This window comes from Mycobacterium sp. 852002-51971_SCH5477799-a (assembly GCF_001667145.1).
Classification (GTDB): Bacteria; Actinomycetota; Actinomycetes; order Mycobacteriales; family Mycobacteriaceae; genus Mycobacterium.
On the sequence record NZ_LZIF01000063.1, the window covers coordinates 33,693 to 59,485 of the forward strand.

Sequence of the window (25,793 nt, forward strand, 5' to 3'; positions counted from 1 at the left end):
AGCGACAACCACTGAACTGCTTGAATTGTCGCTGCGAGGTGGGCAATTCGTCGATACCACCAACCAGTGGCCAGAGTGGCAGGTGAGGTCGTCATGCCTGCCCAACCCTTTGCATCGCATCCATGCACTGCTGCAGCGCGAACGCCGGATTCAACTCGAGCGCCCGGGTTCGTTCGGGGTAGATCAGGATGTGCCCTGCCGGAAAGAAATACACCTCGCCGGCCGTCGCCGTTTCATCCGGCCAATCGGTGTTCGGATAGGTCGCGCGGATCGAGCCTTCGAAGATGTATCCGTAGTGCGGACAGGTGCATACACCACCGGGAAGTCCGCCCAGCTGGTAGAGCTGCGTGCAATCCAGCGGCCCGGTGGTGGTGTATCCGACCTCCATGTCGCCCCACTGCACGGACCGGAAGTTGTCGCCGGCCGCCGGCCATCGCCCCGCTCCTCCGCTGGGCAACTCGTCCGGTTTTGCATGGGGCATGGCGTACCTCTATTTCGATCGGCTACCGCGTGCTTTTCCTGCCGTTCCGCCCAACGCGGCCAGGCAAAACTGCCACAGCTGCTCTTGGACGCCGGCCTCTTGCGGCGCATACGCGTAGTAGTGGTACACCGAACGCACGAGTTCCGCGATGAACCACGCGGCCCATTCGGGGTCCGCCGGCGCGAGCAGTCCGGCCTCGATGCCGGCGTTGATCTCGCCGAGCAGCAGATCGACGAAGGGCTTCTCGGCCTCGGCGAGTTCGTCCGGGAAGATCCGGTGCAGCCGCCAATGCGTCGAGACGACGAACTTGGCGGTGCCGCCGTCGCCGCCCTCGCTGTCGAGCACCTCGATGACGGCGGTGACGTAGAAGCGCAACCGCGCGACCGGATCGGGCAGGTCCCGCGCGGCGTCCGACCAGCGGGCACACGCATCGGTCATCGCGTCGGCGATCACCGCCAGCAGCAGCTCGTCCTTGGTGGCGAAGTAGCGGTAGAAGGTCTGCAGCGCGACGCCTGCCTCTTTGACCAGCTCTTGGGTGGTGAAGCCGTCACCCTTCTGCCGAATCAGCCGCAGGGCGGCATCGAGCATGAGCCGGACTTGGTTGGCGATGCGTTCGCGCGAACGCTGCACCGCCGCTGACCGCTCCGCGGCCCGTTCTTCAGCACGTGACACCGAAGAAATGCTAGCCGTGGTCATGTCGGTGTGAGTAGGACGACGGGAATGTCGCGGTCTGTTCGTGATTGGTAGACGTCGTAGTTCGGCCACACCTCGGTCATGATCTTCCACAGTCGCGGCTTCTCGTCGGCCGACGCGGCACGCGCCACGACCGGCAATTCGTCAGCCCGCACTTGGATGCTGGCCGCCGGATCGGCTTGCAGGTTCAGGTACCACGAGGGATGCCGCGGCGCGCCCCCCATGGAGGCCACCACCAGATAGTCGTCGCCGTCGCGGCCGAAGATCAGCGCCGACGTGTGTTCGCGGCCGGTGCGACGCCCGGTCACCGTCAGCAGCAGCGTCGGGACGCCGTTCCACAGATAGCCGGTCTCGCCGCCGGTTTCCCGGTACGCGCGCACATGATCGTCGCCCACCAAGGTGAGATCGGGCTGCTGGTAATCAGACATCGAACACCACCGGTATGGCGGTCGCGCCGCGCTCGTACATTCCGACGAAGCGGGGTGGTTCGGCGTCGGGATCCAGCCGCAGGTTGGGCAGGCGGTCGAGCAGCGCCGAGATCGCGATGGTCATCTCGGCGCGGGCCACGTGCATGCCGAGGCAGATGTGCGACCCCTGTCCGAAACCCAACGACGGCTTGAACTTTCGCGCGAAGTCGTAATCGTCGGGGTGGTCCCAGCGGGCAGGATCCCGGTTGGCCGCACCCAGCGCGAGATGCACGACGGACCCGGCGGGGATTGCTACGCCAGCCAATTCGGTGTCGGCCATGACCCAACGGGAGAACATCGGATCCGTCGGCATCCACCGGATCGCCTCCTCGATGGCGGGGCGCAATAAGTTGCGGTCGGCACGCACCGCCTCGAGCAGTTCAGGGCGCTGCAGCAGCGTCGTGAGCGTGGTGCCCATCTGCTTCCAGGTGGTGCCCGAGCCCGCGCCGAGCAACAGCAGTACGAAGGAATCGATTTCGCGATCGGTGAGCCGGTCCTTGGCGCCGTGCTCGTCGGTCAGCTCGGCTTGGACGAGAACGCTGATGAGGTCGTCGCGCGGCTCTTCGCGGCGGGCCGCGATGACCGGCTTGAGTAGGTCGACCACCTTCTGCGGATCCCGCGCCAGCGCCTCGCGGATATCGAGGGCCTGCTCGACGGGCACGCCGAAACTGCCCGTGATGGTGAGCACCGGGATGGCCGCGCAAAAATCGACGTTGAGCTCGGCGCGCCCTTCGTGGACCAGCCCGTCGATGAGCAAATTCACGGTCTCGGCGATCCAATTGTCGATCCACCACTTGCCATTCGACGGCAGGAACGACGGCTGGACCAACGCACGATAGCGCCGGTGCTGCTCGCCGTTCATCGACAGCATGCTGTTAGTCAGGCCCAGTGGGCCGTTCTGGAGGTCGACGGGCTCCGGGGACGACGCGAACACCTCCGGGTTGCGGTAGGCGATCATGCAGGAGTCGTAGTCGAACACCGTGAAATGCGGGCTGTCCGGGTACGGCAGACCGTGGAAGAACATCATGTCGGTGCTGCCGGTCAGCTCGTGAAGGACGCCGGGCAGCACCGGCCCCTTCTCGCGCAGCCGGTGCCACACCGGATACGGATCGTCCTCGTAAGCGCCACCGGCCCAGGCGTTGTAGGAGCTGCGCAGGTCGAAAAGCTCCCGCAGGCGATCGCGATCCAATGCGGGAGCGGTCATTTCGCTACGAACCCACCGTCGACCGGCAGCGCCACGCCGGTGACGTTGCGCGAGGCATCCGAGACCAGGTACAGCGCGGCCTCGGCGCAGTCTTCGGCCGTGATTGCGCGCCCGAGCGGATGCTGCCCGCCGACCGCTTCGGCTATCTGCGCCTGCTGCTCCGCGTCGACCTGGAGCCCGCCCGCCGCCATGAAACCGGTCAGTGGCATGGCGGCCGGGCAGATCGCGTTGACGCGAATTCCGAAGGGGGCCGCTTCGATCGCGACTCCCCGGGTGAGTTGAATGACCCCGCCCTTGGTGGCACCGTAGACCGTTCCGCCCCATCCGACCAGGCCGGCCACCGACGCGGTGTTGAGGATGACGCCGCCCGAGCCTTGCTTTTTGAAGCGCAGCACCGCGTACTTGCATCCGAGAAACACGCCGCCGAGGTTGACCGCGACCAGGCGGTTGAAATCTTCGAGCGTGTGGTCCTCGAAAGTCATGCCGAGCCGCGGCGTCGGTATGCCGACGTTGTTGAACAAGATGTCCAGCCGACCGTACTGGTCGACTGCCGCCGCGATCATCGCCTGAACCTGTTGTTCATCGGAGACGTCGACACCGACGGCGATAGCGGTGCCGCCAGCTGATTCGATTTGGCGCACAGTCTCTTTCGCGTGGTCGACGTCGATGTCGGCGGCGACCACCCGGGCGCCCTCCTCAGTGAACCTCAGCGCCGACACCCGGCCCACCCCGGAGCCGGCGCCGGTGACGACGGCGCTCTTGCCGTCGAGCACCCCGGACATCAGGCGCTCGCCAGCACGGGCGGTTCGGCCGGAGTGAACCGGTAGAGCTTCTCGGCGTTGCCGCGCAACAGCTTGTACTGCACGTCCTCCGGGAGATCCTTCATGGTGTTGCGGGCGACCCCGATGCAGTCGGGCCAGGTCGAGTCCGAGTGCGGGTAGTCCGTCTCGCACATGATGTTGTCCTCGCCGATCTCGTCCAAACTCTTGACGGCGTGGCGGTCTTCGATGATGCAGCCGTAGATGTGGTTGCGGAACGTCTCGCGAATGTCGAGCGTGTCCAGGTCGATCGCCTTGCCCGCCCCGGCGTGCGTGTCGAACTTCGCGCCGCGCATCACCCAGTACCGCTGCTTGTCGAGCACCTGCTCGGCGCGCTCCAGGAAGTAGGGCATCCAGCCGACCTCACCCTCGGACAGCGCGATCTTCAGTTTCGGGTAGCGCTGGAACATGCCGCTGAACAACCAGGACAGCATCGTTCCCGAGGTACGCGAGGCGCCCCAGGTGAGGTTGGCCATGAACGGCGCGTCCGAACAGATCTTGGGCAGCGTCGACGACGATCCGACGTGCATGCTCGCCACCATCTCGAGCTCGTTGGCCGCCGCCATCACCGGTTCCCAGTAGCCGTCGGCGTCGTGAATGGTGGGCAGACCCAACGGTTCCGGATTTTCCGAGAACGCGAAGGACGTCACCCCCTTGGCCGCCATGCGCTCCATCTCCTTGGCGGCGAGCTTCGGGTCCCACATCGGGATCAGCATCAGCGGGATGTAGCGGCCGGGGGCGGCGCCGCACCATTCCTCGACGAGCCAGTCGTTGTAGTGCTGCAGACACTCGAAGCCGAACTTGCGGTCGCTGGCCTCCATAAACAGCTGTCCGCAGAACCGCGTGATTGTCGGAAAACACAGCGACGCAAGCACACCCGAGCGGTCCATGTCCTCGACCCGGGCCTTGGCGTCGTAGCAGCCCGGCCGCATCTCGGAGTACGACAGCGGCTCCGGGCTGAATTCCTCCTTGGATTTGCCAACGACCGCACTCAGGCCCGAGTTGGGATAGCGCTTGCCGTCGTAGACCCAGTTGTCCACGCCGTTGTCGTTCTTTTCCATATGCGGGGCGCGGTCACGGTCCTTGGCGGCCACCCGGTCGACCCACAGGTTCGGCGGCTCCAGGATGTGGTCGTCGACCGAGATCAGCCAGTCCAGGTTGTATGTCTTGTTTCCGTTGGTGTCTGGGCTCATTTCAGCTCCCCAATCGACATGTGCTTGACCTCTTGGAACTCACGAATGCCGTCCGGGCCGCGTTCGCGTCCCAGACCGCTTTGCTTGTATCCCCCGCTCGGTGCGTAGGCGGAGAAGACGGTGGTGTTGACGTTGACCGCTCCGGTGCGCAGCCGGCGCGCCACCTGCAGCGCCGCCGCCGCGTCGGTCCCGTACACCTGACCGGACAGGCCGTAGATGCTGTCGTTGGCGATGGCCACCGCGTCGTCGATGTCGCGGTAGCCCAGCACGCCGATGATGGGTCCGAAGATCTCCTCCTGCGCAGCGGGATTCGCGTTGGTCGGCAGGTCGAGCACGGTCGGCTCGAAGTAGTAACCGCGATCGAGTCCCGCTGGGCGCCCGCCGCCGCAGAACACCTTGCCGCCGTGCTCTTCTGCCAACTTGACGTACTTTTCGCACTTGTCGCGCTGGGCGGCGCTGATGACCGGCCCCATCATGGCCGATTCGTCGCTGGGCGGCCCCACCTTGATCAGCTTGTACATCGCGCTGACCGCGTCGAGCACTTCGTCTTTCTTATCTTGCGGCACAAGCATTCTGGTGGCGGCGACGCAGGCCTGACCGGCGGTACTGGCGACCGCGACGAAAGCGCCACCGGCGGCGCGGTGCACGGCATCGGGCAGGTAGATCTGCGCCGACTTTCCGCCGAGCTCCAGCGACACCCGTTTGACGGTGGGCGCGGCCTGGGCGAGGATCCTGCGACCGGCCAGCGTCGAACCGGTGAACGACACCATGTCGACACCCGGGTCGCTGGTCAGCAGCTCGGCCCCGGCGATGCCCGACTCGACGACCACGCTGAGCACGCCGGGCGGCAGGCCGGCCGCGTCCGCGGCCGCGCCGAAGATCAGCGACGAGATCGGGGTCAGCGGGCTGGGCCGCAGGATCACCGAATTGCCTGCCATCAACGCGGGAATCAGCTTCTGAAAGCCCATGATCAGCGCCGCGTTGTACGGCGTGATGGCGGTGACGACGCCGACGGGTTCGTGGCGCCGGATGCTGAGCGCCACCCTGCCGCGCACCAGGTCGTCGACGGGGACCGGGCTGGCTTCCTCGTGTGACATCGACTGGTACAGGTCGATCGTGTGTCGGCCGATGGCCGCCCCGGCGCGCAGTTGCGTCATCTCGGCGAAGAACTTCGACTGGCCGGCCTCGGCGACGAGCGTGGGAACCAATGCGTCGCGGGCCGCCTCGACGTGGTCAATCAAGGCGTGCAACACTCGGGCCCGCTCGCTGGGTGGCGCGTCGGCCCACACCCCGTCGTCAAAGCTGCGGCGCGCCTCGGCGATCGCGCGCCGCACCTCCGGCAACGGAGTGGCGGTGATGTCCGCGACGTGACTCTCGTCGGCGGGATTTTCGACGCTGACCACGTCATCGCCGGTAATCCAACTGCCCGCGACATAGGTCCGCTGCTCCGCGACGATCGTCACGACACTCCTAAATATCAGGTGACGGTAGAACCGTATTCTACTTTAGCCAAAAGTTCAACTCTCAATTCTGGGTCGGCTGGAGCGCGCGCTCGGCGACGCATTGTTATCCCTGAGATCGAAGACTGTGGCGCACAACGTATTTCTGCACTTTGCCGCTGGCGGTGCGGGGAAAGTCGGCTACCTCGTGCAGTTCCTCGGGCCATTTCTGCTTGGCCACCCCGGCGCGCTCGAAGTGCTCGCGGACCTCGCCCATGGTCGGCATGGCCTGTCCCGGCTTGAGGCGCAGCATGGCCGCGGCGTGCTCACCGAGCCGCGCATCCGGTGCGGCAACCACGACGGCTTCGGCGATGGCCGGCAGGCCCAGCAGAATCTCCTCGACCTCCAGGGCGCTGATGTTCTCCCCGCCGCGGATGATGATGTCGGACTTGCGGTCAGTCAGAGTGAGGTAACCGTCCTCGTCCATCACCCCGATGTCGCCGGTGTGATACCAGCCGTGCTCGTCGAAAGCACGGGCGGTCAATGCGGGATCGGTATAGCCGATGAACAAATCCGGTCCGCGCGAGAGTATTTCGCCGTCGTCGGCCATCCGGATCTCTACGCCGGGCCGCGCGTTGCCGTCGGTCAATAGTCGCTTGCTTTCCGGCGCGGTGGTCCGTGACCCGGTGATCGAGGGGTGCTCGCTGCTGCCGTAGGAGCGGGTCACGATGATGCCCGCATCGGCCAGGCGGCGGGTGACGGACGCCGGAACGCTGGATCCGCCGAGACCGATGTGTTTGATGTAGCGCAGGTGATCCGGGGTGAACCGGGGGTGGTCGAGCAGGCTGGTGACGAAGTACGGCGGCCCCCCGCCGATGGCCACGCCGTGGGTCTCCATCAGGTCGATCACGTTGTCCGGATCCCACACGTCGCACAGGTCGATCGGCATGCCGTCGACGACGGGGAGCAGGAATGCGCCCAGCATCCCGATGAAGTGCCCGACGGGCAGCGCGGTGAGCAGCGGCGCACGGTCAGGCGGGTAATTCGCCAACAGCTGGCGGGTTTCGAAGCCCAGTGTCTGATGGCTGTGGATCACGCCCTTGGGATTGCTGGTGGTGCCCGACGTGAACGCGATAACCGCGGGGCTGCCGGGATCCGCCGCCAAGGTGCCGTCCATCGGTTCGGGGTCCAGTAGCGCCTCGAAACTTTCACCCACCAGCGCGACGATCGGCACGTCGGCACAGACCTCCGGCACGAAGGTCATGCGCCCAAACCCGTCGGCCGTGATGAACACTCGCGGCTTCACGCTCGGCAGGATGTAGCGCAATTCCTTCGGTCCGTAGAAGTGGACGATCGGCACGACGACGGCGGAAAGCAGCGCCGACGCCCAGAAGGTGACCGCCGCCTCCACCCAGTTCGGCAGTTGGAAGGCGACCACGTCGCCCGGGCCGACGCCCCGCGCGCGCAGCCCCGCCGCGAGCCTTCGGGCCATCAGCTCAACGTCGGCGAACGATCCGGCGAACGGCCGCACGGCTGAGTGCACCTGAAACGTGGTGTCCTGGTTGTCTTTGAGACCGCGGGCCAGCAGCTCCCCAAGCGTGTCGGGGGTCCACCAGCCCTCCTGCTCGTAGCGTTGCGCCAACTCGGGCGCGACGAGACGGGTACCGGTCACATTGCTCCTCCAGTGCGCTTTGGCCGTGGCCAGTGTAGAACGACACTCTCGTAGTAACCAGTATTGAAGTTCTAGTTTTGCGGATGTATCGTTCTGCTCGCTACTAGCGTGAGATTTGTATCGCACCGCGGACCGGTTGACTTGGATGACTATGGATCGGGACAGCGTGACGGGGGTCTGTAGCCGGCATGTGCGCACGACTTCGATTGCCGCACCGACAATCTGGCGCGCCAACTCCAGGCCTTGCTGCGGTGAAGGGGCCTAGGTGACCAGACGAATCCAGGCCGTCCCGGCAGGACTCCCAGCGCCTTCGCCTCTCCCGCCTGCGGCCGTCGACCCCCGCGCCACGTTTCGACACGTCTACGCGCGCCCGCTCGCGGGATTGCTGACCGTCATCGTCGCCGCTGCGGTCGTCACCCTCGCGGTGACCCAGTTCCGCGGCGGCTTCACCCAAAGCGTGCCGGTGACGGTGGTCGCCGGGCGGGCGGGCTTGATGATGACCCCGGGAGCCAAGGTCAAGCTGCACGGTGCACAGGTGGGCAGCGTCGCCTACATCCAGGACTCACCCGAGGGGCAGGCGACCATACATCTGGCCCTCGACCCGTCCCGGCTGCAGCTCATTCCGGATAACGTCCTCGTCAACATCGTTGCGACAACGGCGTTCGGCGCGAAGTTCATCCAGCTGATTCCTCCGGAGAGCCCGTCGCCGCAGCGCCTGCGCGCCGGTCAAGTGCTTGATGCCGGCCGCGTCACCGTCGAGATCAACTCGGTGTTCCAGCAGCTCACATCGGTGCTCGCCAAGATCGACCCGGCCAAACTCAACGAGACGCTCGGCGCCATGGCCACCGCACTCAACGGACGCGGTGCACGGCTGGGCCAGATGTTCAGCGACCTGAACACTTTTCTCGGCAAGGTCGAGCCGAGCCTGCCCAACCTGAGCCACGACATCGAGGCGACGGCCGACGTGTCCAGCGCCTACGCCGACACGGCGTCCGATCTGATCACCGTCGCGGACCGCACCACCCGCGTCAGCCAAACACTCGTCGACGAGCAGCAGAACCTCGACGCATTATTGATCAGTACGATCGGGCTGGCCGACCTCGGCAACGACGTTTTGGGCAGCAATCGCGAAAAGCTGTCCGAGGTAACGCATCTGCTCGTGCCCACGACCGATCTGACCAACGAGTACCACCAGGCGCTGACGTGTTCGCTCAAGGGAATGTTCCCCCTGGCCCTGCAGCCGCCCACACCAGTGCCCGGGCTTGAGGTCTTGGGTGGCATCACGCTGGGCTCCGAGCGCTACCGGTTTCCGAAAAACCTGCCCAAGGTGGCGGCCCGGGGTGGTCCGCAGTGTGATCACGAATTGCCGGTCGCGTACAACACCTTCCCGCCCTTCGACGTTGCCGACATCGGCGCCAACCCATGGCAGTACGGACAACAGGGCATCGTGTTGAATTCCGATGGGCTCAAGCAGTTCCTGTATGGCCCCCTCGATGGACCGCCGCGCAACACCGCACAGATCGGGCAACCGGGATGACCGGCACCGGCCGCATCATCGTGAAGTTCGGCATCTTCGCCGTCGTGATGCTGATGCTGACGACCTCTCTCTTCTTCATTTTCGGCCAGTTTCGCAATGGCCCGACCCACGGTTATTCCGCGGTCTTCATCGACGCCTCGCAATTGAAGACCGGAGATTCGGTGCGGGTGGCCGGAATTCGGGTCGGCACGGTCAACGGCATCGCTTTGCAGCCGGATAACAAGGTGGTGGTGGACTTCGACGCGGACGACGACGTCGCGCTCACCACCGGCACCCGGGCGGCCGTGCGGTACCTCAATCTGGTGGGCGATCGCTACCTCGAACTCATCATCGGTCCCGGCTCCATGCGGGTGCTGCCTGAGGGGTCACAGATACCGATCGACCGCACGATGCCGTCGCTGGATCTTGACCTGCTGCTGGGTGGGCTGAAACCCGTTATCCGGGGCCTAAATCCGCAGGATGTCAACGCCCTGGCCGCCGCCCTCTTGCAGGTATTCCAGGGCCAGGGCCAGACCCTGCAATCGCTGCTGGCGAAGACGTCGTCGTTCTCCAACGATGTCGCCGGAAAGAATAAGGCCATCGAGAGCCTGATCGACAACCTGAACACCGTGGTGCGGACCCTCTCCGACCAAGGGAGCCAGTTCTCCGGCGCGATCGAACGCCTGCAGCGTCTCGTCACCGACCTCACGCAAGATCGTGATCCGATCGGGGACGCGATCCAGGCGCTGGCCACCGGCACGGCCTCGGTAACCGACCTACTCAGCGCCGCTCGCCCGCCGCTGTCGGGGACGGTCGATCAGCTGAACCGCCTGGCTCCCCTGCTCGAGCAGGGCAAGGGACGCCTCGACGATGCATTGCAGCGGGCGCCCAACAACTTTCGCAAGCTCGCCCGCACCGGCGCCTACGGCAGCTTCGTCAACTATTACATCTGCGGGCTGACGTTCCGCGTCACCGATTTGCAGGGCCGCACGGCGGTCTACCCGTGGCTGAAGCAAACAGAGGGAAGGTGCGCGGAGCCCTGATGCTGAAATACCGTGGCGCAAACCTCATTCGATCGGGCTTCATAGGCACGGTGCTGATCCTGCTCGTCGTCTCGGTCGGGTTGGCACCCGACCGGCTGGTGTCCTGGGCGACGACGATCCGTTACCACGCGTTGTTTTCCGAGGCCGGCGGGCTCTTGCCCGGGAACAAGGTCCTGGTCTCCGGTGTCAACGTCGGCACAGTGTCGCAGGTTTCGCTGGATGACGACGGCAATGCGGCGGTCGATTTCGGGGTCAACGGCAAGGTGCGGCTCGGGTCGCTGACCACCGCGCACATTCGCACCGGTTCGCTGCTGGGCGCGCGCGTGCTGACCCTGGAGTCCGCCGGCGCCGGCCTGTTGCGTCCGTCGGAGGTCATACCGCTGTCGCGAACGTCGTCGCCGTATTCGTTGACCGAGGCCGTTTCGGACGCGACCACGAACCTGGCGACCACCAGCACCGACACCCTCAACCAATCGCTGGACGCCCTGTCGGCGACCATCGACCAGATCGCCCCGCAGCTGGGCCCGACCTTCGACGGGCTGACCCGGCTCTCGCGGGCGATCAACAGCCGCGGCGAAACCCTGGACGCGCTGCTCAAAAGCGCCACCGATGTCACGGGCATCCTCTCGGAGCACAGCCAGGGGATCAACTCGCTGATCCTCGACGGCAACGTGCTGCTGGAAACGCTAGTCAAGCGACGCGACGCGATCAGCGAGCTGCTGGCGAACGTTTCCGCGGTCTCTAAGCAGCTGACCGGACTGGTCGCCGACAACGAAAGCAAACTCAGCCCGACGCTGGACCGACTGAATTCCGTTGCGGCCATGCTGGAGAAGAATCGCGACAACCTCTCCAAGGCGCTGCCTGGTCTGAAGAAGTTCGAGATCACTTCCGGTGAGTCTGTGTCGAACGGCTTCTATTACAACGCCTTTGTGCCCAACCTTGCGATACCTGAGCTGATTCAACCGTTCTTCGATTACTACTTCGGCTTCCGCCGCAACGACCCGAATATGCCGCGGGCGTTGTTCCCCTGGCCGCACAACGGTATTCCGGGTGGTTCACGATGACCGCTCGCACGCGGCTTCTGGTGGCGGCGCTGTTGGTAGGGCTGCTCTTGGGCGCCAGCGGATTCCTGATGCGCGAGACGCTCTTTCGCCCGCTGACGATCACCGCCTACTTCCCCTCCGCGACCGGGATCTACACCGGCGACGAAATTCGCGTCTCCGGCGTCAAGGTCGGCACCGTCGCCTCCGTGCAGCCGCAGCCCAGCCGAGTCAAGTTGACGCTGCACATCAAGCGCGCCGTGTCGATCCCGGCCGACGCGAAGGCGATCATCGTCGCGCAGAACCTGGTGTCCGCCCGCTACGTCCAGCTCACCCCCGCATATCACCGGGGCGGCGGGCCCAAGATGGGCGACGGGGCCGTGATCGACACCGACCGAACGGCGATACCCGTCGAGTGGGACCAGGTCACCGAGCAATTGACGAGGCTTGCAACCGATCTCGGCCCGATCAGCGATGTGTCTACGACGTCGGTCAGCCGCTTCATCACCACCGCCGCCAATGCGCTGGACGGCAACGGGGAAAAGCTGCGCCAGACCCTCGGGCAGCTTTCCGGGATCAGCCGAATCCTGGCCAACGGCAGCGGCAACATCGTCGACATCATCAAGAACCTGCAGAAGTTCGTCACCACGTTGCGCGACAGCAATCAGCAGATCGTGCAGTTCCAGAACCGGTTGACGACGCTGAGCAGCGTGCTCGACGACAGCCGGTCCGATCTGGATGCGGCGCTGTCGAATCTGTCGGTGGCCGTCGGTGAGGTGCAGCGCTTCGTCGCCGGAACACGGGACAAGACTTCCGAGCAGATCCAACGGCTGACCAACGTCACCCAGGTTCTGGTCGACCACCGGATGGACGTGGAAAACATCCTGCACGCCGCGCCCACCGCATTTTCCAACGGCTATAACATCTACAACCCCAACACGCCAGGGGCCATGGGCAGCTTCATCATCAACAACCTGTCCAACCCCGTGCATTTCCTCTGCGACGCCATCGGGGCCGTCGCGAATGTCACCGCAGCGGAAACGGGCAAGCTGTGCGCGGAGTACGCCGGCCCGGGGATGCGAACCGCGACCCTCAACTACCTGCCCATCCCGACGAATATCATCCTGCAGCAGATCGCAACTCCCGGAAAGATCATCTACGCCGAACCGCGTCTGGCGCCCGGCGCTGAAGGGCCTTCGCCGACGCCGCCCGAGGCGCCGCCGGCGGTGTCCGCATACACCGGCATCAACGGAGATTCGACGCCGCACAGCGTGGAGGACCTGCTGCTGCCCGACCATAGCCGGCCGGGTCCGAGCGGCCAGCCACCGGCGGCCGGGCTTGGGGCGCCGCCGCCATGACCAGATTCCGACTTTGTATTGTGTTGTGCGCCCTGGCCATTGGTGGCTGCTCCTTTCAGGGCGTGAACTCGTTGCCGCTGCCCGGCGCGGTCGGCCGCGGACCCCACGCCAGCATCTATCACATAGAAATCGCCAATATCGGCACGCTGGAATCGAATTCGCCGGTGATGATGGCCGACGTTATCGTGGGCAGCGTCGGCAAGATGCGCGTCAAGGACGATCACGCCGACATCGAGGTCTCCGTCAAGCCCGACGTCGTGGTCCCCGGGAATGCGGTGGCCGCCGTGGGGCAGACCAGCCTGCTAGGTTCGATGCACGTCGAGCTAAATCCCCCGCTGGGCCAGCCGCCGCGGGGACGGCTGCAACCCGGGGCCACCATCCCTTTGGACAGGTCCTCGTCGTATCCCTCGACCGAGCAGACGCTATCGGCGCTGTCGGTGGTGCTCAATTCCGGTGGGCTGGGCCAGATCGGCGACATCGTCCACAACTTCAGCGCAGCGTTGTCCGGCCACGAGACCGACGTGCGCCAACTCTTAACGCGCCTCGACGAATTCGTCGGCATCCTGGATCAACAGCGCGACAAGATCATTGCGTCGATCGATTCGTTGAACCGGCTCGCCAGCACGTTCGCATCACAGCGTGAGGTGATCACCCAGGCGCTGCGCAAAATCCCGCCCGCGCTCGACGTGCTGATCCGCGAACGCCCGCGCATCACCGCGGCCCTGGACAAACTGCGCGTCTTCAGCAACACCGCGACACGGTTGGTCAACGACACCCAGGCCGACCTGGTCAAGAACCTGCAGAACCTCGAGCCGACGATCCAGGCGCTGGCCGAAGTGGGGCCCGACCTCAGCACCGTGCTCGGATACGTGCCGACGTTCCCGTTCACGCAGAACTTCATCGACCGTGCGGTGCGGGGCGACTACTTCAACGTTTTCGCCGTCATCGACATGACCATTCCCCGGCTGAAGAGAACGCTGCTCGCCGGCACCCGGTGGGGCGATCCGAACGCGCCGCTGGTGCCCGCCCCGGGCGATCCCTGGTTCTCGAACTACACCTATGACCCGCTCGGGTTCGGCGTTACTCCCCCTGTGGCGGCGCCGCCTGGCGCGCCACCCGCCGCGGGCGCGCCCCCTGCTGCGCCCCCCGTTGTAGCGCCCGATATGAGTCCCATTGCGCCAGTGGACCAACCGGCGCGGGGCGGTGGCTGATGCTGCTGACGCGCTTCGTACGGATTCAGCTGACCATCTTTGTGCTCGCATCGGTGGTCGCGATGGCATTCATGTTCTTCCAGTACATGCAGGTGCCGACGCTGCTCGGGATCGGCAAGCTCACCGTCACGCTGGAGTTGCCCGATACCGGCGGGCTGTACCGCTTCAGCAACGTCACCTATCGCGGCGTGCAGATCGGCAAGGTCACCGCAGTCGGCCCCACCGCGGCCGGCGCGAAAGCCACACTGCAGCTTGACCCCTCGCCCAAGGTCCCGGCCGACGTGCACGCCGCGGTGCGCAGCATGTCCGCCGTCGGCGAGCAATACGTGGATCTGGTGCCGCGCTCGGAGTCAGGCCCTTACTTGCACCACGGGTCGGTGATCCCCGCGCGAGACACCAGCATTCCGCGGCCGGTGGGGCCGATGCTGGACAAGCTCAGCGCATTGGTCAAGAGCATCCCCAAAGACAAACTCGGGCAGCTGCTCGACGAGTCGTTCTCCGCGTTCAACGGCGCGGGTTATGACCTGGAGTGGCTGCTCGACTCGTCGAGCAAGCTGTCGCGCGACGCGTCCGGTGTTGTCGACCACACCCGTGCGCTGGTCGATGACGGCGCGCCGTTCCTGGACGCGCAGGCCCAGACCGCCGACAAGACGCGGCGGTGGGCGCACAACCTGGCCGGCTTCACCGATCAGATGGTGACCGACGATGCGCAGTTTCGGAAGTTGCTGCACACCGGACCTGGCTTCGAGCAAGAGGTTTCGCGATTGCTGGATCAGCTGAAGCCGACGTTGCCGGTGTTCTTGGCGAACCTGTCCACCATCGGCCAGATCGGGGTGACCTACCACCCGGCGCTGGAACAGCTGCTGGTGCTGCTTCCCCCGTCGGTCGCGGCCTACGGGTCTTACGGCGTCACCAACAACCCGACCGGCCTGGCGGTCGGCGGCTTCACGCTGACCATCGCCGACCCGCCGGCGTGCACAGTGGGGTTCCTGCCGCCGTCGCAGTGGCGCTCTCCCGCCGACACGAGCGAGGCCGACACCCCCGACAATCTCTACTGCAAGCTTCCGCAGGATTCGCCGATCAGCGTGCGCGGCGCGCGGAACTATCCCTGTATGGGCAAGCCCGGAAAGCGTGCTCCCACAGTCGAAATCTGCAACAGCGACAAGGAGTACGTGCCTCTGGCGGAGAGGCAGCACGCGCTGGGGCCGTATCCACTCGATCCGAATCTGCTGTCGCAGGGCCTGCCGCCGGATGACCGGGCCGGAATCGAGGACAGGATCTTTGGTCCGGTTGAGGGGACGCCGTTGCCGCCGGGGGCGGCGCCCGCTGGAACACCACCAGGGCCGCCAGCGCCGGGTTCGCTCAATCGGCCGCCAACAGCGCCGGATGCGGCTGCCGCACCAGCGGCGCCAAGCGCATTCAGCTTCAACGGTTCTGGTGTCTCGCCTTCCGTTGCGGTGCTGCATTACGATCCGCGCACTGGGCGGTATGTCGCGCCCGATGGGCAGATGTATCGGCAATCGGATTTGGTGCGGCCGAAGGTGCCGAAGACGTGGAAGGACATGCTAATCGGTTAGAGCTCAGACGCTGGTAGCGGTCAGCATTGAGCTTCGCGCGATGCGTTCATCCCGAAGCTGGTGGTTGCCCCAGCAACTGCCAACGAGCAATTGGATGCCGCTGTGAGCGTCAAAGTCAATATTTGCAGGCATGGTCAACGAGCGGCGTCGCCAAACGGTGGTGTGTCTTTCCCGCTGAGCGTGCCGACTGGGGCGTAGATCGGCGCACAGTTGGTATGCATGCGACGTCCAGATTTGCTGCGATGACCTGCCCACTTCGAGTTCGAGACGCTCGCCAGCATCAAATTAATACAACCTTTCTAGGTAAAACCCCTGCGCAGCCCTACCCGTCCGTCAGATACTGGCCGCGGCGATGAAACGCAGGAGGGTGTCGTGTCGCTCGTCGGCAGCAAGTTCGGCAGATATGAAATCAGGCGGCTGCTTGGCGAGGGCGGCATGGGTGAGGTGTACGAGGCTTACGACACCAACAAGGGCAGAACGGTTGCCTTGAAGATACTCACCGATAGATACGCCCATGATGAGACATTCCGTGCTCGATTTCTGCGTGAGTCCCGCGCCGCCGCAGTCCTGCAGGAGCCGCATGTCATCCCTATCCATGACTGGGGCGAGATCAACGGCGTCCTCTACATCGATATGCGACTAGTTCGGGGCCAGACGCTGCATGAAATTCTGAAGAAGGGTGCCCTTGAACCGCAGCGCGCTGCCGATATCATCCGGCAGATCGCATCGGCTTTAGACGCTGCCCACGCTGTAGGCCTGATTCATCGTGACGTGAAACCGCAGAACATCATTGTTACGCCAGAGGATTTCGCATATCTGGTCGACTTTGGCATCGCCGAAGCGAGAGGTGACACGCACCTGACCATGGCGGGATACACGGTCGGCACCTTCGACTACATGGCTCCCGAACGATTCGGTGACGAGGAAGCAACTTCAGCGGTCGACGTCTACTCGTTGGCATGCGTACTTTATGAGGCGCTCACTGGCGCCAAACCGTTCCCGGTTCACAGCGCGGAGCATGCCATCCGGGCCCACTTGTCGTCCCCACCTCCGCGACCAAGCGCCGTCAATCTGCACGTTCCTGCGTCTTTCGACGACGTGATTGCCCGCGGCATGGCAAAGCACCCGGATGATCGTCACGGCAGTGCCGGAGCGCTAGGACGTGCGGCGAAGCGCGCAATCGACCCAGGCCTGACCGCCTCGGCCGGCACAGACGCACTGCTGGCGCCCCACTACGCCAGTGCGCCTCCGAGTTACCCCCCGTTCAACGCCCAATATCCTTACCCTGCAACGAGCCCGGCGGGTGCAAGTGGTGCGGAGCAAGGCATCTCGAGAAAGTGGATCTTGCTGACCGTTGTAGGGGTCGCTGTGGCACTGTTAGTGGGCGGCGTTGGACTGGTCATTGCTGTACGCACTCAACGAGATTCAAGCAACTCGGAGTCCTCGACGGCGTCCACTGTCACTTACACCAATCCCGTGCCGACCTATGAGACCGAGCCCCCAACCTCCGCTTCTCAGGCTCGATCACCCAATACGGTGACACCTGCACCACAGGATCCTGCGCAACAGCTACACGAGATCGCCAATGACGACCGGCCCTTCGTGAGCGCGCAACTCGCCGAACACTGGGTGCCACAACTTAGCTCTAAGCGTCCTGGCGTCGTCGACAACGGCGTTGTGTGGGACAACGCGAGAACGCTCCAGGAACACCTACAGCTCAGACAGCGCTATCCCACCGTGAAATTGCTTTGGTCGGGTGATTGGTCAACATTTTCTGCGGCGGACTTTTGGGTCACGGTCGCCGGCATCACTTTCGCCGATTCCAGCGGTCCACTGGCATGGTGCAGGTCCCACGGATTTGATCGAGACCACTGCGCCGCCAAGCTCATCAGCACGACGCATCCCGAACCGGGAAGCACGGCATACAACTGATCAGTTGTCGCCTGACCGCGACGTTGCCCATAGGTTGCGTATGCGGCTTCACCACGGAGGGCAGGAATTTTCACAATTCCTCATGTGAGTAAGGGCAAGAGCATCTAGGCTCCCATCGACGAATCGGGCAACGTCACCGACTAAAACGTCACCAAACTTGGAGGTTGGGACCATGCTGGTCCGTGTGGTTGTCTGCGCGGCAGTCATAACGACGGCAGCGATCTGCTCGGCGTCGCCTGCCGCCGGGAAACCGGTCATTACGGTTTCAGGCGGGATTGCGACGTCGCCGCTGCCCTTCCCGCAATGTCAGGCAGGCCAGGATCGGGAAAGCCCCGGCTGTGTTGAAAAACCTGACGCGAACTCGGTGGGCGCGATGGCCCGGTGCCGTGACGGCAGTTATTCGCACAGCCAAACCCACAGCGGCACCTGCTCGGGCCACCACGGCGTGGCTCAGTGGTGTCCGTGCGGCTCCGTCGTGGGTGAATCGAGTTTTAAGACTGTTAACAGGCAAGCCTCCGTGATTGATGCCAAACGGGTTGTATGGATCGATGGTTCCCGAACACAGAATCCTGAGAGCCGTACTTAGGCGTTTGCGTCTGTCGAAGTGAGACTGCGTCGTGAGTTTCTACATCCGGAAAAGCATCAAAGCCGGGCCATTTAGATTCAATCTGAGCAAGTCGGGAATGGGCGTTAGCGCTGGCGTGCCTGGCTTTCGAATCGGCACAGGGCCGCGCGGCAACTATATCCACATGGGCCGCAACGGAATATATTACCGGGCCTCGCTGAATGGACATCACGCGTCGTCATCGTCGGCACACCAACAGCTTCGGGCCCCACTACCTGCTTTCCGCCCTAGCGACGTCGTCATGCAAGACGTCACCGGTGCAACCGCCACGAGTTTGGAGCCTACCGGTCGAGATGATTTGGTTGATCAGCTAAACGCGGCGGCCACGCGTTTCGTGTGGTGGTGGCCGACGGCAATTGCGCTTCTGCTGCTCGGCCTCCTGACGATGCCATTCGGCTTGCTCGTCTGGGTTCTCGGCGGCGTGGGCTGCATCTGGCTCTACCTCAACGACCAGGCAAGACGCACGGTGGTTCTCTTCTACGACGTGCACGACGATGCGCACTCGTGGTTTGACTCCGTGACAACTCAGTGGCGCTGGCTAATCGAATCACAGCAAGTCCGGCGAATCGTTCAGTCGGGTGACGTGGTAGGAACCTCCGCATTCAAGGTGAACTCCGGGGCCAGCGCGCTCGTCAACACCATCGCCGCGACAGCAAGCACATCGGTCAAGAACAAGCATCTGGCGACGAATATCGCTGTGCCCTCGATCACCGCCGGTAACTCAGCGCTCTACCTGCTGCCTGACCGGCTCTTGATTCGAGAGGGCAAACGCTACAGCGACATCGATTACCAAGCATTGCGCACCTTTCAAAAAAAGCAACGTTTTATCGAGAGTTCGTCCCCACCCCGAGACGCCCTTCAAGTCGACCGCACGTGGCAGATCGTCAACGTTAAGGGCGGCCCTGACCGCCGTTATAAAAATAACCGAATGCTTCCGATCATGCTGTACGGACGACTTCTCATTACTTCCGCAAGCGGTCTCTTTTGGATGATCCAGATATCGCGCGCCGACGCCGCGGAACCGCTCGCGCAGATAATCTCGGCCGCACCGGCGCAATTAGATGGCGGCACGCACCGTGTGGTGGCGCCGGCGCAAGGTCAGCCGCCGACGCAGGCCGCACCCGGTGCGGAAAAACCGCCAGCGGTCGCATCGCCAGTTTGGCCCGTTACACAGCACCCTGCTCCGGAGCGTCCGGCCGCAACGCCTAGCTTCATCCAGCGCTCGCTGTTGACCCGTGCTATCAGCGACCACCTCGCCGCGGGCCAGGTGTTCACCGCGGTCGATCTGGAAACGACTGGTTTGTATCCATTGGCGGACCGCATCGTGGAGATCGGACTAGTGAAGTTTCGCGGTGACGGACAGATTCTCGACGAATTCGCCACTCTGGTAAATAATCCCGGATCCTCGCCGGATGCGATGATGCTTCACCAGATCGATGACACTGATCTTGTCGGTGCTCCGATGATCGATCATGTCCTTCCCGAGGCATTCGCATTCATGACCGGCACGGTGGTGGTCGCACATAATCTCGACTTTGAAGCGGGGTTCCTTGCATCGTCCGCGCAACGCAATGGCCTCAAGCTGCCCCGGTTAACCGGTGTTTGCATGCTTCAGGCCGCGCGACGTCAACTCGATAGTCGCGCTTACAGCCTGATGTCGCTGTACAAGAGCGCCACGGGCGAGTGGCCCGAAGCCAAACACGCGGCGCTGGGTGACGCGCGCGCCGTCCGCAAGGTTCTGCTCTGGATGCTGCGAACCGCGCCAGAACCACTGCATCTCACTTTGGGGGCCATCCCGGCTCCGACGACGCTCCCAGCGCCGCAGCCGTGCGCGATCAGCTGCCGACCCCTGCCCCTAACCAGAGCCTCTGTTGCCTCACTCCTGGATTCCTTTCCGCAATCGTCCACCCCGCGTGGCGGCGAGCCAGCCGAAATCGACCGCTACCGAACCTTGGTCGACGAGTGCATCGACGACGGACGACTCCTCCTCGAGGAGGACAGCGCGCTGTCGAGCCAAGCCCGGCGCACACGCCTCAACGGCACCCAACTACGTTCGTTGCACTACGAAGCGTGGCAGTCGCGATTCGGCGAGGATGCCGACAGAGACTGGACCACCCTTACGCCAGGTCGTCGACGCCAAATGTGGTTCCTCGCCGACGAATTAGGGCTGCCAGACGTCGCTAGCGAGATCGACGCCGCAATCAATCAATGCAGCGAATTGCCACTGCCGCCGCAAGCACGCTATCTGCGCGGTATTCGAGTTGGCATTCTCGGTCGTGGACCCGAACTGGACGACCTGCGCGCATGCGCCGAAGACCACGGAGCAAGCATCGCTAGAAACATCACCAAGTCGGTCGCCTGGGTAGCGACCGCCACACCGGATGCTAATGACGCACCCCACCGTGCCGCCCGCACTCACCAAGTACCGATGCTGGCTCCTGGGCTCGCACGGCAACGACTCGACGAAGCTATCCGCGACGCCGAGAAAAAAGCTTTGGAACGACAACACGCCGATGACGAGCGTGCCGCTCAGCGCATGGCACGTGATGAGTACTGGCGACCGACATGGCGGCCTACTGAACTCGATTACGACCCACCACCTCTGTATAACAACTACTAAGCAGGTAACCCGTATACGCACGCGGGCGTCGTCATCGCGACGGAATTTGCGTCGGCATAATCCTTGGTGTCCGCGCGGTCCAACCCAATGCGCTCGAAGCGGCAGGGACATCGCCGCCATTGCGGCTCATAACGTGGTGCCCGAGTTACAGCCGGCGGAAATTGATGAACTCAGTCGTCAACAGTTCGGCAAACCACTTACCGCATCTCGAGATAGCCTTCTGCCTACGGTCGTGCCGGCAACGCCGACAACCACCCATCCGAAAGCAACTCCAAAAGCTGCCCATCCGGATCCCGGATCATCGCCATTGCCTCACCCACGGTCTCGTCAACCACCGCTCCGCCGAACTCCGCAACCTTCCCCAACACGCCGGGAAGATCCGATACCGAGAACGAGATGTGCGTCAGACCGATCTGATCCATCACCCGCTCCCCGCCGGCGTGAACCTGACGCTTCGAGTAGTCCATCAGCTCGAGCACCAAGCCGTCCCGCACCAAGTAGGTCGCATGCACACCGAGCGGCTCGGCCAACCGGACGAGCTGGGAGGTCGGGCCGTCGGGCGGGTCGAGTTCCCACCAGAACTGAAACCCCAGCAGGCCCTCGTAGAAGCGGCGCGACCGCTCGCGGTCCGTGACGCATAACCCAACGTGATTGAAAACCGTCCGATGGCTCGTCATGACAACCTTTCCGCAGCAAATCGACCCCAAGCGGTCGTTCAACCGACCTCAAATCCGCTTCCTCCGCGCAGCCTAAACGGGTAATAATGCAAAGATAATAAGCGCACCGCCGAATGAGCAGATCACCTTCCGTTGGAGGGCTTTTGGATGGCCACACGTCCGAACGTCAGTGCAGACGCAATCGTTGACTTCGACCACCATTCCGGCGCTTTCAACCTCAACGAGCTGGCCGTCAACGCCGACCTGCGGCAGCGATGTCCCGTGGCGTGGAACGAGAACTACGGCGGGTTCTGGTTCCTCAGCAGCTACGACGCCGTAAGCCAAACCGCCCGCAACGGAGACACTTTCGCCCACAAATACGAGCCGAACGCCGACGATGGCGTCGATTATCAAGGCGAGATGGGCGTCCCGCGCCCCGACGGCCAGCCGGCCCTCGGCATCGGCGAGGTCGACGGCCCCTACCACCAGGCGCTACGCCACGCGCTGGCACCGTTCTTCTCCCCCGGCGCAGTCGAGAAGCTTAAGCCGTTCATGGAGCAATCCGCCCACTGGTTCCTCGACCAACAGATAACAAAAGGCCACATGGACCTGGTGCTCGACTACGCCAGCCCGGTCCCGGCCATCCTCACCATGAAACTGATGGGCCTGCCCTACGACAATTGGCACCTATACGCCAACCTCTTCCACTCCGTCATGGCCGTCTCGCAGGACAGCGACGAGTACGCGAACGCGATCGCCAAAGTGCCCGCCATGATGGAAGAGGTCCTCGAGTTCGCGGCCAACCGACGAGCCGGCGCCCGAGAAGACTTGACCAGTTTCCTGATTCAGTTCGAGTTCGACGGCCAGCGCCTCACCGACGAGCAACTGCTCAACATTCTGTGGAACCTCATCGGCGGCGGCGTCGACACCACCACCTCGCAAACCGCACTAACCCTGCTGCACCTGGGCACCCACCCCGACATCAGGCAGCAACTCATCGAGCACCCCGAGCTCTACCGCACCGCCACCGACGAATTCCTGCGCTACTTCTCGGTCAACCAAACCCTCAGCCGCACAGTCACTCACGACGTCGTCCTCGCCGGCCAACGCCTCCGCAAGAACGACAAAGTCGTCATCAGCTGGCTCTCGGCCAACCACGACGAAAACGAATTCGACCGCCCCGACGAGGTCATCCTCGACCGAGCACCCAACCGCCACGTCGCCTTCGGGCTGGGGCCCCATCGCTGCATCGGATCGCACCTGGCCCGGCTCATGTCCGCCGTGATGGTCAAGGCCATCCTCGACCGCCTCCCCGATTACCAAGTCGACGTCGAGAACGTCCACCAATACCTGGGCAACCCGAGCATGACCGGGCTGGGCAAGCTCCCGGTCACCTTCACGCCCGCAACAAGCCACAAAACAGAACGCCCATGGTAATCGCTCAAAGCACCTGAGCCACAACGCCCGCGATCAGTTCGTCGGGCGCTTGAACAATCCCGACAGCGGCCAGCTGACCCCCAATGGCAAGCGACGCGATACCGTGCACCAGCGACCAGAGCGGCGCGGCCACCTCTCGCGGGTTCTGACCCTCGACGATCCCCGCCTCCTGGCACGTGACGATCGCATCGAGCAGGTCGCCGAACGCCTGCTCACCGGCGACCGCCATGCCCGGCTGCTCGGCCTTCAGCGACTCCGCGCCGAACATCACCTGATAGTGGTCGGGATGTGCAATGGCCCATTGCACATAGGCCCGGCCGAGCTCGACGACCCTCTCCCTCGGATCCGACACGCGCTCGGCAGCGGCACCCAAAGCAACGTGCAGTTCCTGGAATCCCTGTTCGGCGACGGCAGCCAGCAGCTCGGCTTTGTCGGCGAAATGCCGGTACGGAGCCGCGGCGCTGACGCCGGCGCGCCGCGCCGCCTCCGTGAGAGTGAACCCTTTCGGCCCCTTCTCGGCGACCAGCGCTAGCGCGGCGCTGGTCAGCGCGCGTTTGAGGTCGCCGTGGTGATAGGTCTGACGCCGGCTGGCGGTCGACCGATTGGCTGACATGTTGACGACATTAACATTATGATCTATGTTAATGCTATTCACATCGGCGACCCAGGAGGCAAAATGTCGAATCTGCCTGAAACCACATCCACGCTCGCCGGCACCCGCGACCGGGAGAAAACCGCCGATCTACTCGGTCAGGCGCTCGCCCAGGGCTACCTGCAGGTGGACGAGTACGACCAACGACTGCAAACGGTGTTCCAGACGCACACGGCCGAAGAACTAAGCGGGCTCACCGCGGGCCTGCCGGTCGATCGCATCCGGCGTCACGATCCCCGCCGGCGTGCGGCTCGCGTCGCCGCGGCTCGGCGCGGGGTGCGCGCCCACGTCTACGCGTACCTCGCCATGTGCGTCATCGTGCTCACCATCTGGGCAGCGGTCGCCATGACGACCAACGCGACCTACTTCTGGCCGATCTGGCCCATCCTCGGCGCGGGAATCGGACTCGTCAGCCACGCTTTATCCATACCGGGCACCAAGCAAAGGCATTGGTTACCAATGCTTCCGGCCATAAACCGCCGAGACAGCTTGCGCCCGTGGTGATTACGTCGCCGTAGCGAATTGCAGCACGGGCTCCGACGAATCCACGTGGCCGTAACTGATGATCCGCAGCCGGTTCGGGCGAACCTCGTAGACGACGCCGTCGACCGGATTGGTGACATCGAACCCGTCCTCGGCCCGTTCGGCATTGGAGAGCTCGATGTGGGCACCGTCGCGAATGCGCTCGCCGCGATAGTAGTAAGTGCCGCTGAGGTTTTTACACACCACCGCCAGTGACTTGGCGGTTCGCACCACGGCGGCCGGCGGGTTGCCCGGATCGCACCGCGCCGTCTCGCCCACGAACCCCAACCCGTCGGCGCCCTTCACCGGGCGCGACAGCGTCGGCGTCAGCGGCGCCGGCGAGGTCGTCGGGGCCGGAGGTGCCGCCTGTGCAGTCGACAACGGCGGGGAGGCCGGACCGTTGTGATGAGTTGCACCAACAAGATTCACCGACAACACCAGCCCGGCGATCAGCACGACCGCCGCCACCGCAGCAACCACGACCGGCATGCGACCGATCGCCGGCCAACGCCACGGGGGCCTTGACGCGGCGGGCAGCTGGGGGAGGCTGTCAGCGGGCTCGTCGAGTTCTGCGAACGAGACGGTGGGTAACGGGCGCGTCTTCAAGGGTCCGCTCGCCGCGGCACCCACCGGTTCGTACGCCGCGAACACCGCCTCGCTGGCGGCCCGGGCAAGCTCCCCCGCCGACGCGAATCGCGCCGCGCCCTGTTTGGCCATGCCTTGGGTGATGATGTCGTCGTACTCCCGGCCGACGCCGCGGCGCATGATGCTGGGCCGGGGCGCCGGCGCCAAGATGTGCGCGCGTTTCAGCTCCCCCGCGTCCTCGCTCTCGAACGGCGGTTGGCCGGTGAGGCATTCGTAGAGCACGCACGCCAACGAGTAGACGTCGGTCTGCGGTCCAACGCGTCCGGTGGTGAATCGCTCGGGCGCCATGTAGGTCCGCGAGATGTTTTCGTCGCCCGCGGCCTGGGCGATGCCGAAGTCGGCAAGGTAGGTGAAGTGGTCGTGGGTGAGCAGGATGTTCTCGGGCTTGACGTCGAGGTGCACCAGCCCACCGGCATGCGCGGCGTCCAGCGCGCGCGCCACCTGCGCGGTGATTGATGCCGCGCGCGACGGTTCCAGCCCACCCTGTTCGCGCAGCAAATCCTTGAGGCTGCCGCCGTCGTCGATCAGCTGCATGTCGATGAAGGGCACGCCGTCGATCTCGCCGAAGTCATGCAGCGGCAGGACATGCGGCTCCTGCAGTCGCGTCACCTTCCGGCACTCGCGCCAAAGCCGTTGCTGGAAGCCAGGGTCCGCCGCCGTCTCGCCACGTAATAGCTTGAGCGCGACCATCCGATCCTTAACCGTGTCGTACGCGCGGTAGACCTCGCCCGTTGCCCCGGCACCGATCAGTGAGCGCAGCTCGTACGGCCCGAACCGGGTACCGAGCCGCGAACCGCGGGACGAGGAGGTCACTGCGCAATCCTTTCTCAAGACAGTCCAGCCCGCGAGTTCCCGAATTGGGCTTTGACCTAACGTGCGCAGCCTCACGCGTGTCGCTACACCGAGACACCGCTGCTGGCAGCTATCGTTCGCCGGCCAACTGGCCAGCAGGACCAGCCTGCACAAAACCGCGCCAGCCCCCCACCCTAGCC

General features: G+C 64.2%; 22 protein-coding genes and 1 pseudogene. 12 read left to right on the forward strand and 11 right to left on the reverse strand.

Annotated features, from left to right (window positions below; translation table 11 throughout):
* Positions 1-91 precede the first annotated feature (91 nt).
* The 8 genes from A5753_RS07045 to A5753_RS07080 form a co-directional block, all read right to left on the reverse strand.
* The gene (locus tag A5753_RS07045) at positions 92-388 is read right to left on the reverse strand and encodes a hypothetical protein (protein ID WP_067125307.1); all 297 of its coding nucleotides are present in this window, start codon (positions 386-388) and stop codon (positions 92-94) included.
* A gap of 102 nt (positions 389-490) precedes the next feature.
* Positions 491-1,111: a TetR/AcrR family transcriptional regulator gene (locus A5753_RS07050; RefSeq protein WP_067125310.1), complete on the reverse strand. Its 621-nt coding sequence runs from the start codon at positions 1,109-1,111 to the stop codon at positions 491-493.
* Positions 1,112-1,173: 62 nt separating this feature from the next.
* Positions 1,174-1,602, reverse strand: coding sequence for a nitroreductase family deazaflavin-dependent oxidoreductase (locus A5753_RS07055; RefSeq protein WP_067124924.1), 429 nt, complete (start codon positions 1,600-1,602; stop codon positions 1,174-1,176).
* Positions 1,595-2,845 (reverse strand): cytochrome P450, encoded by a 1,251-nt coding sequence (locus A5753_RS07060; protein WP_067124928.1) that lies wholly within the window; start codon positions 2,843-2,845, stop codon positions 1,595-1,597. Before A5753_RS07060 ends, A5753_RS07055 begins: the two co-directional genes overlap by 8 nt.
* Positions 2,842-3,627, reverse strand: a complete 786-nt coding sequence (locus A5753_RS07065) for an SDR family NAD(P)-dependent oxidoreductase (RefSeq protein ID WP_067124931.1) — start codon at positions 3,625-3,627, stop codon at positions 2,842-2,844. The genes A5753_RS07060 and A5753_RS07065 overlap by 4 nt, the downstream gene beginning before the upstream one ends.
* Entirely contained in the window at positions 3,627-4,856 is a 1,230-nt protein-coding gene (locus tag A5753_RS07070; protein WP_067124935.1) for an amidohydrolase family protein, read from the reverse strand. The genes A5753_RS07065 and A5753_RS07070 overlap by 1 nt, the downstream gene beginning before the upstream one ends.
* Positions 4,853-6,319, reverse strand: coding sequence for an aldehyde dehydrogenase family protein (locus A5753_RS07075; protein WP_067124938.1), 1,467 nt, complete (start codon positions 6,317-6,319; stop codon positions 4,853-4,855). Before A5753_RS07075 ends, A5753_RS07070 begins: the two co-directional genes overlap by 4 nt.
* 103 nt (positions 6,320-6,422) lie before the next feature.
* Positions 6,423-7,967, reverse strand: a complete 1,545-nt coding sequence (locus A5753_RS07080) for an AMP-binding protein (RefSeq protein ID WP_067124941.1) — start codon at positions 7,965-7,967, stop codon at positions 6,423-6,425.
* A 265-nt stretch (positions 7,968-8,232) separates the two neighbouring features.
* Between A5753_RS07080 and A5753_RS07085 the strand changes: the two genes are divergently transcribed.
* From A5753_RS07085 to A5753_RS07125, 10 genes and pseudogenes are all read left to right on the forward strand, one after another.
* Entirely contained in the window at positions 8,233-9,504 is a 1,272-nt protein-coding gene (locus tag A5753_RS07085) for an MCE family protein (protein WP_067124945.1), read from the forward strand.
* Complete coding sequence (locus tag A5753_RS07090) at positions 9,501-10,526, forward strand: MCE family protein (RefSeq protein ID WP_067124948.1); 1,026 nt, start codon at positions 9,501-9,503, stop codon at positions 10,524-10,526. Before A5753_RS07085 ends, A5753_RS07090 begins: the two co-directional genes overlap by 4 nt.
* The gene (locus A5753_RS07095) at positions 10,526-11,590 is read left to right on the forward strand and encodes an MCE family protein (protein WP_067125313.1); all 1,065 of its coding nucleotides are present in this window, start codon (positions 10,526-10,528) and stop codon (positions 11,588-11,590) included. The genes A5753_RS07090 and A5753_RS07095 overlap by 1 nt, the downstream gene beginning before the upstream one ends.
* Positions 11,587-12,924: an MCE family protein gene (locus A5753_RS07100; RefSeq protein ID WP_067124951.1), complete on the forward strand. Its 1,338-nt coding sequence runs from the start codon at positions 11,587-11,589 to the stop codon at positions 12,922-12,924. Before A5753_RS07095 ends, A5753_RS07100 begins: the two co-directional genes overlap by 4 nt.
* Positions 12,921-14,135: an MCE family protein gene (locus A5753_RS07105; protein ID WP_067124953.1), complete on the forward strand. Its 1,215-nt coding sequence runs from the start codon at positions 12,921-12,923 to the stop codon at positions 14,133-14,135. The genes A5753_RS07100 and A5753_RS07105 overlap by 4 nt, the downstream gene beginning before the upstream one ends.
* 2 nt (positions 14,136-14,137) lie before the next feature.
* Positions 14,138-15,712 carry an MCE family protein gene (locus tag A5753_RS07110; RefSeq protein ID WP_067125317.1) on the forward strand — a complete coding sequence of 525 codons (1,575 nt, stop codon included), beginning with the start codon at positions 14,138-14,140 and terminating at the stop codon, positions 15,710-15,712.
* Between the two features lie 372 nt (positions 15,713-16,084).
* A complete protein-coding gene (locus A5753_RS23665) occupies positions 16,085-17,644 on the forward strand; it encodes a serine/threonine-protein kinase (RefSeq protein WP_082971197.1) in 1,560 nt (519 codons plus the stop codon).
* Between the two features lie 172 nt (positions 17,645-17,816).
* A complete protein-coding gene (locus A5753_RS25105) occupies positions 17,817-18,230 on the forward strand; it encodes a DUF3761 domain-containing protein (protein WP_082971198.1) in 414 nt (137 codons plus the stop codon).
* A 31-nt stretch (positions 18,231-18,261) separates the two neighbouring features.
* Positions 18,262-18,408, forward strand: a pseudogene (locus A5753_RS25145) (DUF4236 domain-containing protein); the annotation flags it as partial.
* A gap of 102 nt (positions 18,409-18,510) precedes the next feature.
* Complete coding sequence (locus tag A5753_RS07125) at positions 18,511-20,889, forward strand: PolC-type DNA polymerase III (protein ID WP_067124963.1); 2,379 nt, start codon at positions 18,511-18,513, stop codon at positions 20,887-20,889.
* A gap of 224 nt (positions 20,890-21,113) precedes the next feature.
* Here A5753_RS07125 and A5753_RS07130 read toward each other — a convergent pair whose 3' ends face one another.
* The gene (locus tag A5753_RS07130; protein ID WP_067124966.1) at positions 21,114-21,566 is read right to left on the reverse strand and encodes a VOC family protein; all 453 of its coding nucleotides are present in this window, start codon (positions 21,564-21,566) and stop codon (positions 21,114-21,116) included.
* A 147-nt stretch (positions 21,567-21,713) separates the two neighbouring features.
* Between A5753_RS07130 and A5753_RS07135 the strand changes: the two genes are divergently transcribed.
* A complete protein-coding gene (locus A5753_RS07135; RefSeq protein ID WP_067124969.1) occupies positions 21,714-22,982 on the forward strand; it encodes a cytochrome P450 in 1,269 nt (422 codons plus the stop codon).
* A 4-nt stretch (positions 22,983-22,986) separates the two neighbouring features.
* Here the strand turns inward: A5753_RS07135 and A5753_RS07140 are convergent, their stop codons facing one another.
* Positions 22,987-23,595 carry a TetR/AcrR family transcriptional regulator gene (locus A5753_RS07140; RefSeq protein WP_067124972.1) on the reverse strand — a complete coding sequence of 203 codons (609 nt, stop codon included), beginning with the start codon at positions 23,593-23,595 and terminating at the stop codon, positions 22,987-22,989.
* 63 nt (positions 23,596-23,658) lie between these two features.
* Between A5753_RS07140 and A5753_RS07145 the strand changes: the two genes are divergently transcribed.
* The gene (locus tag A5753_RS07145; protein ID WP_067124975.1) at positions 23,659-24,138 is read left to right on the forward strand and encodes a DUF1707 domain-containing protein; all 480 of its coding nucleotides are present in this window, start codon (positions 23,659-23,661) and stop codon (positions 24,136-24,138) included.
* On the opposite strand, the gene A5753_RS07150 is transcribed toward A5753_RS07145, so the two are convergent.
* Complete coding sequence (locus A5753_RS07150; RefSeq protein WP_067124978.1) at positions 24,139-25,614, reverse strand: serine/threonine-protein kinase; 1,476 nt, start codon at positions 25,612-25,614, stop codon at positions 24,139-24,141.
* Between the last annotated feature and the right edge of the window lie 179 nt (positions 25,615-25,793).

Excerpts from the sequence above, each read along its gene's own strand:
- A5753_RS07045 (WP_067125307.1), bottom strand. The coding sequence starts at position 388 with ATGGAGGTCGGATACACCACCACCGGGCCGCTGGATTGCACGCAGCTC.
- A5753_RS07055 (WP_067124924.1), bottom strand. The coding sequence starts at position 1,602 with ATGTCTGATTACCAGCAGCCCGATCTCACCTTGGTGGGCGACGATCAT.
- A5753_RS07060 (WP_067124928.1), bottom strand. The coding sequence starts at position 2,845 with ATGACCGCTCCCGCATTGGATCGCGATCGCCTGCGGGAGCTTTTCGAC.
- A5753_RS07065 (WP_067124931.1), bottom strand. The coding sequence starts at position 3,627 with ATGTCCGGGGTGCTCGACGGCAAGAGCGCCGTCGTCACCGGCGCCGGC.
- A5753_RS07070 (WP_067124935.1), bottom strand. The coding sequence starts at position 4,856 with ATGAGCCCAGACACCAACGGAAACAAGACATACAACCTGGACTGGCTG.
- A5753_RS07090 (WP_067124948.1), top strand. The coding sequence starts at position 9,501 with ATGACCGGCACCGGCCGCATCATCGTGAAGTTCGGCATCTTCGCCGTC.
- A5753_RS07095 (WP_067125313.1), top strand. The coding sequence starts at position 10,526 with ATGCTGAAATACCGTGGCGCAAACCTCATTCGATCGGGCTTCATAGGC.
- A5753_RS07100 (WP_067124951.1), top strand. The coding sequence starts at position 11,587 with ATGACCGCTCGCACGCGGCTTCTGGTGGCGGCGCTGTTGGTAGGGCTG.
- A5753_RS07105 (WP_067124953.1), top strand. The coding sequence starts at position 12,921 with ATGACCAGATTCCGACTTTGTATTGTGTTGTGCGCCCTGGCCATTGGT.
- A5753_RS25105 (WP_082971198.1), top strand. The coding sequence starts at position 17,817 with ATGCTGGTCCGTGTGGTTGTCTGCGCGGCAGTCATAACGACGGCAGCG.
- A5753_RS07125 (WP_067124963.1), top strand. The coding sequence starts at position 18,511 with ATGCAAGACGTCACCGGTGCAACCGCCACGAGTTTGGAGCCTACCGGT.
- A5753_RS07130 (WP_067124966.1), bottom strand. The coding sequence starts at position 21,566 with ATGACGAGCCATCGGACGGTTTTCAATCACGTTGGGTTATGCGTCACG.
- A5753_RS07135 (WP_067124969.1), top strand. The coding sequence starts at position 21,714 with ATGGCCACACGTCCGAACGTCAGTGCAGACGCAATCGTTGACTTCGAC.
- A5753_RS07140 (WP_067124972.1), bottom strand. The coding sequence starts at position 23,595 with ATGTCAGCCAATCGGTCGACCGCCAGCCGGCGTCAGACCTATCACCAC.
- A5753_RS07145 (WP_067124975.1), top strand. The coding sequence starts at position 23,659 with ATGTCGAATCTGCCTGAAACCACATCCACGCTCGCCGGCACCCGCGAC.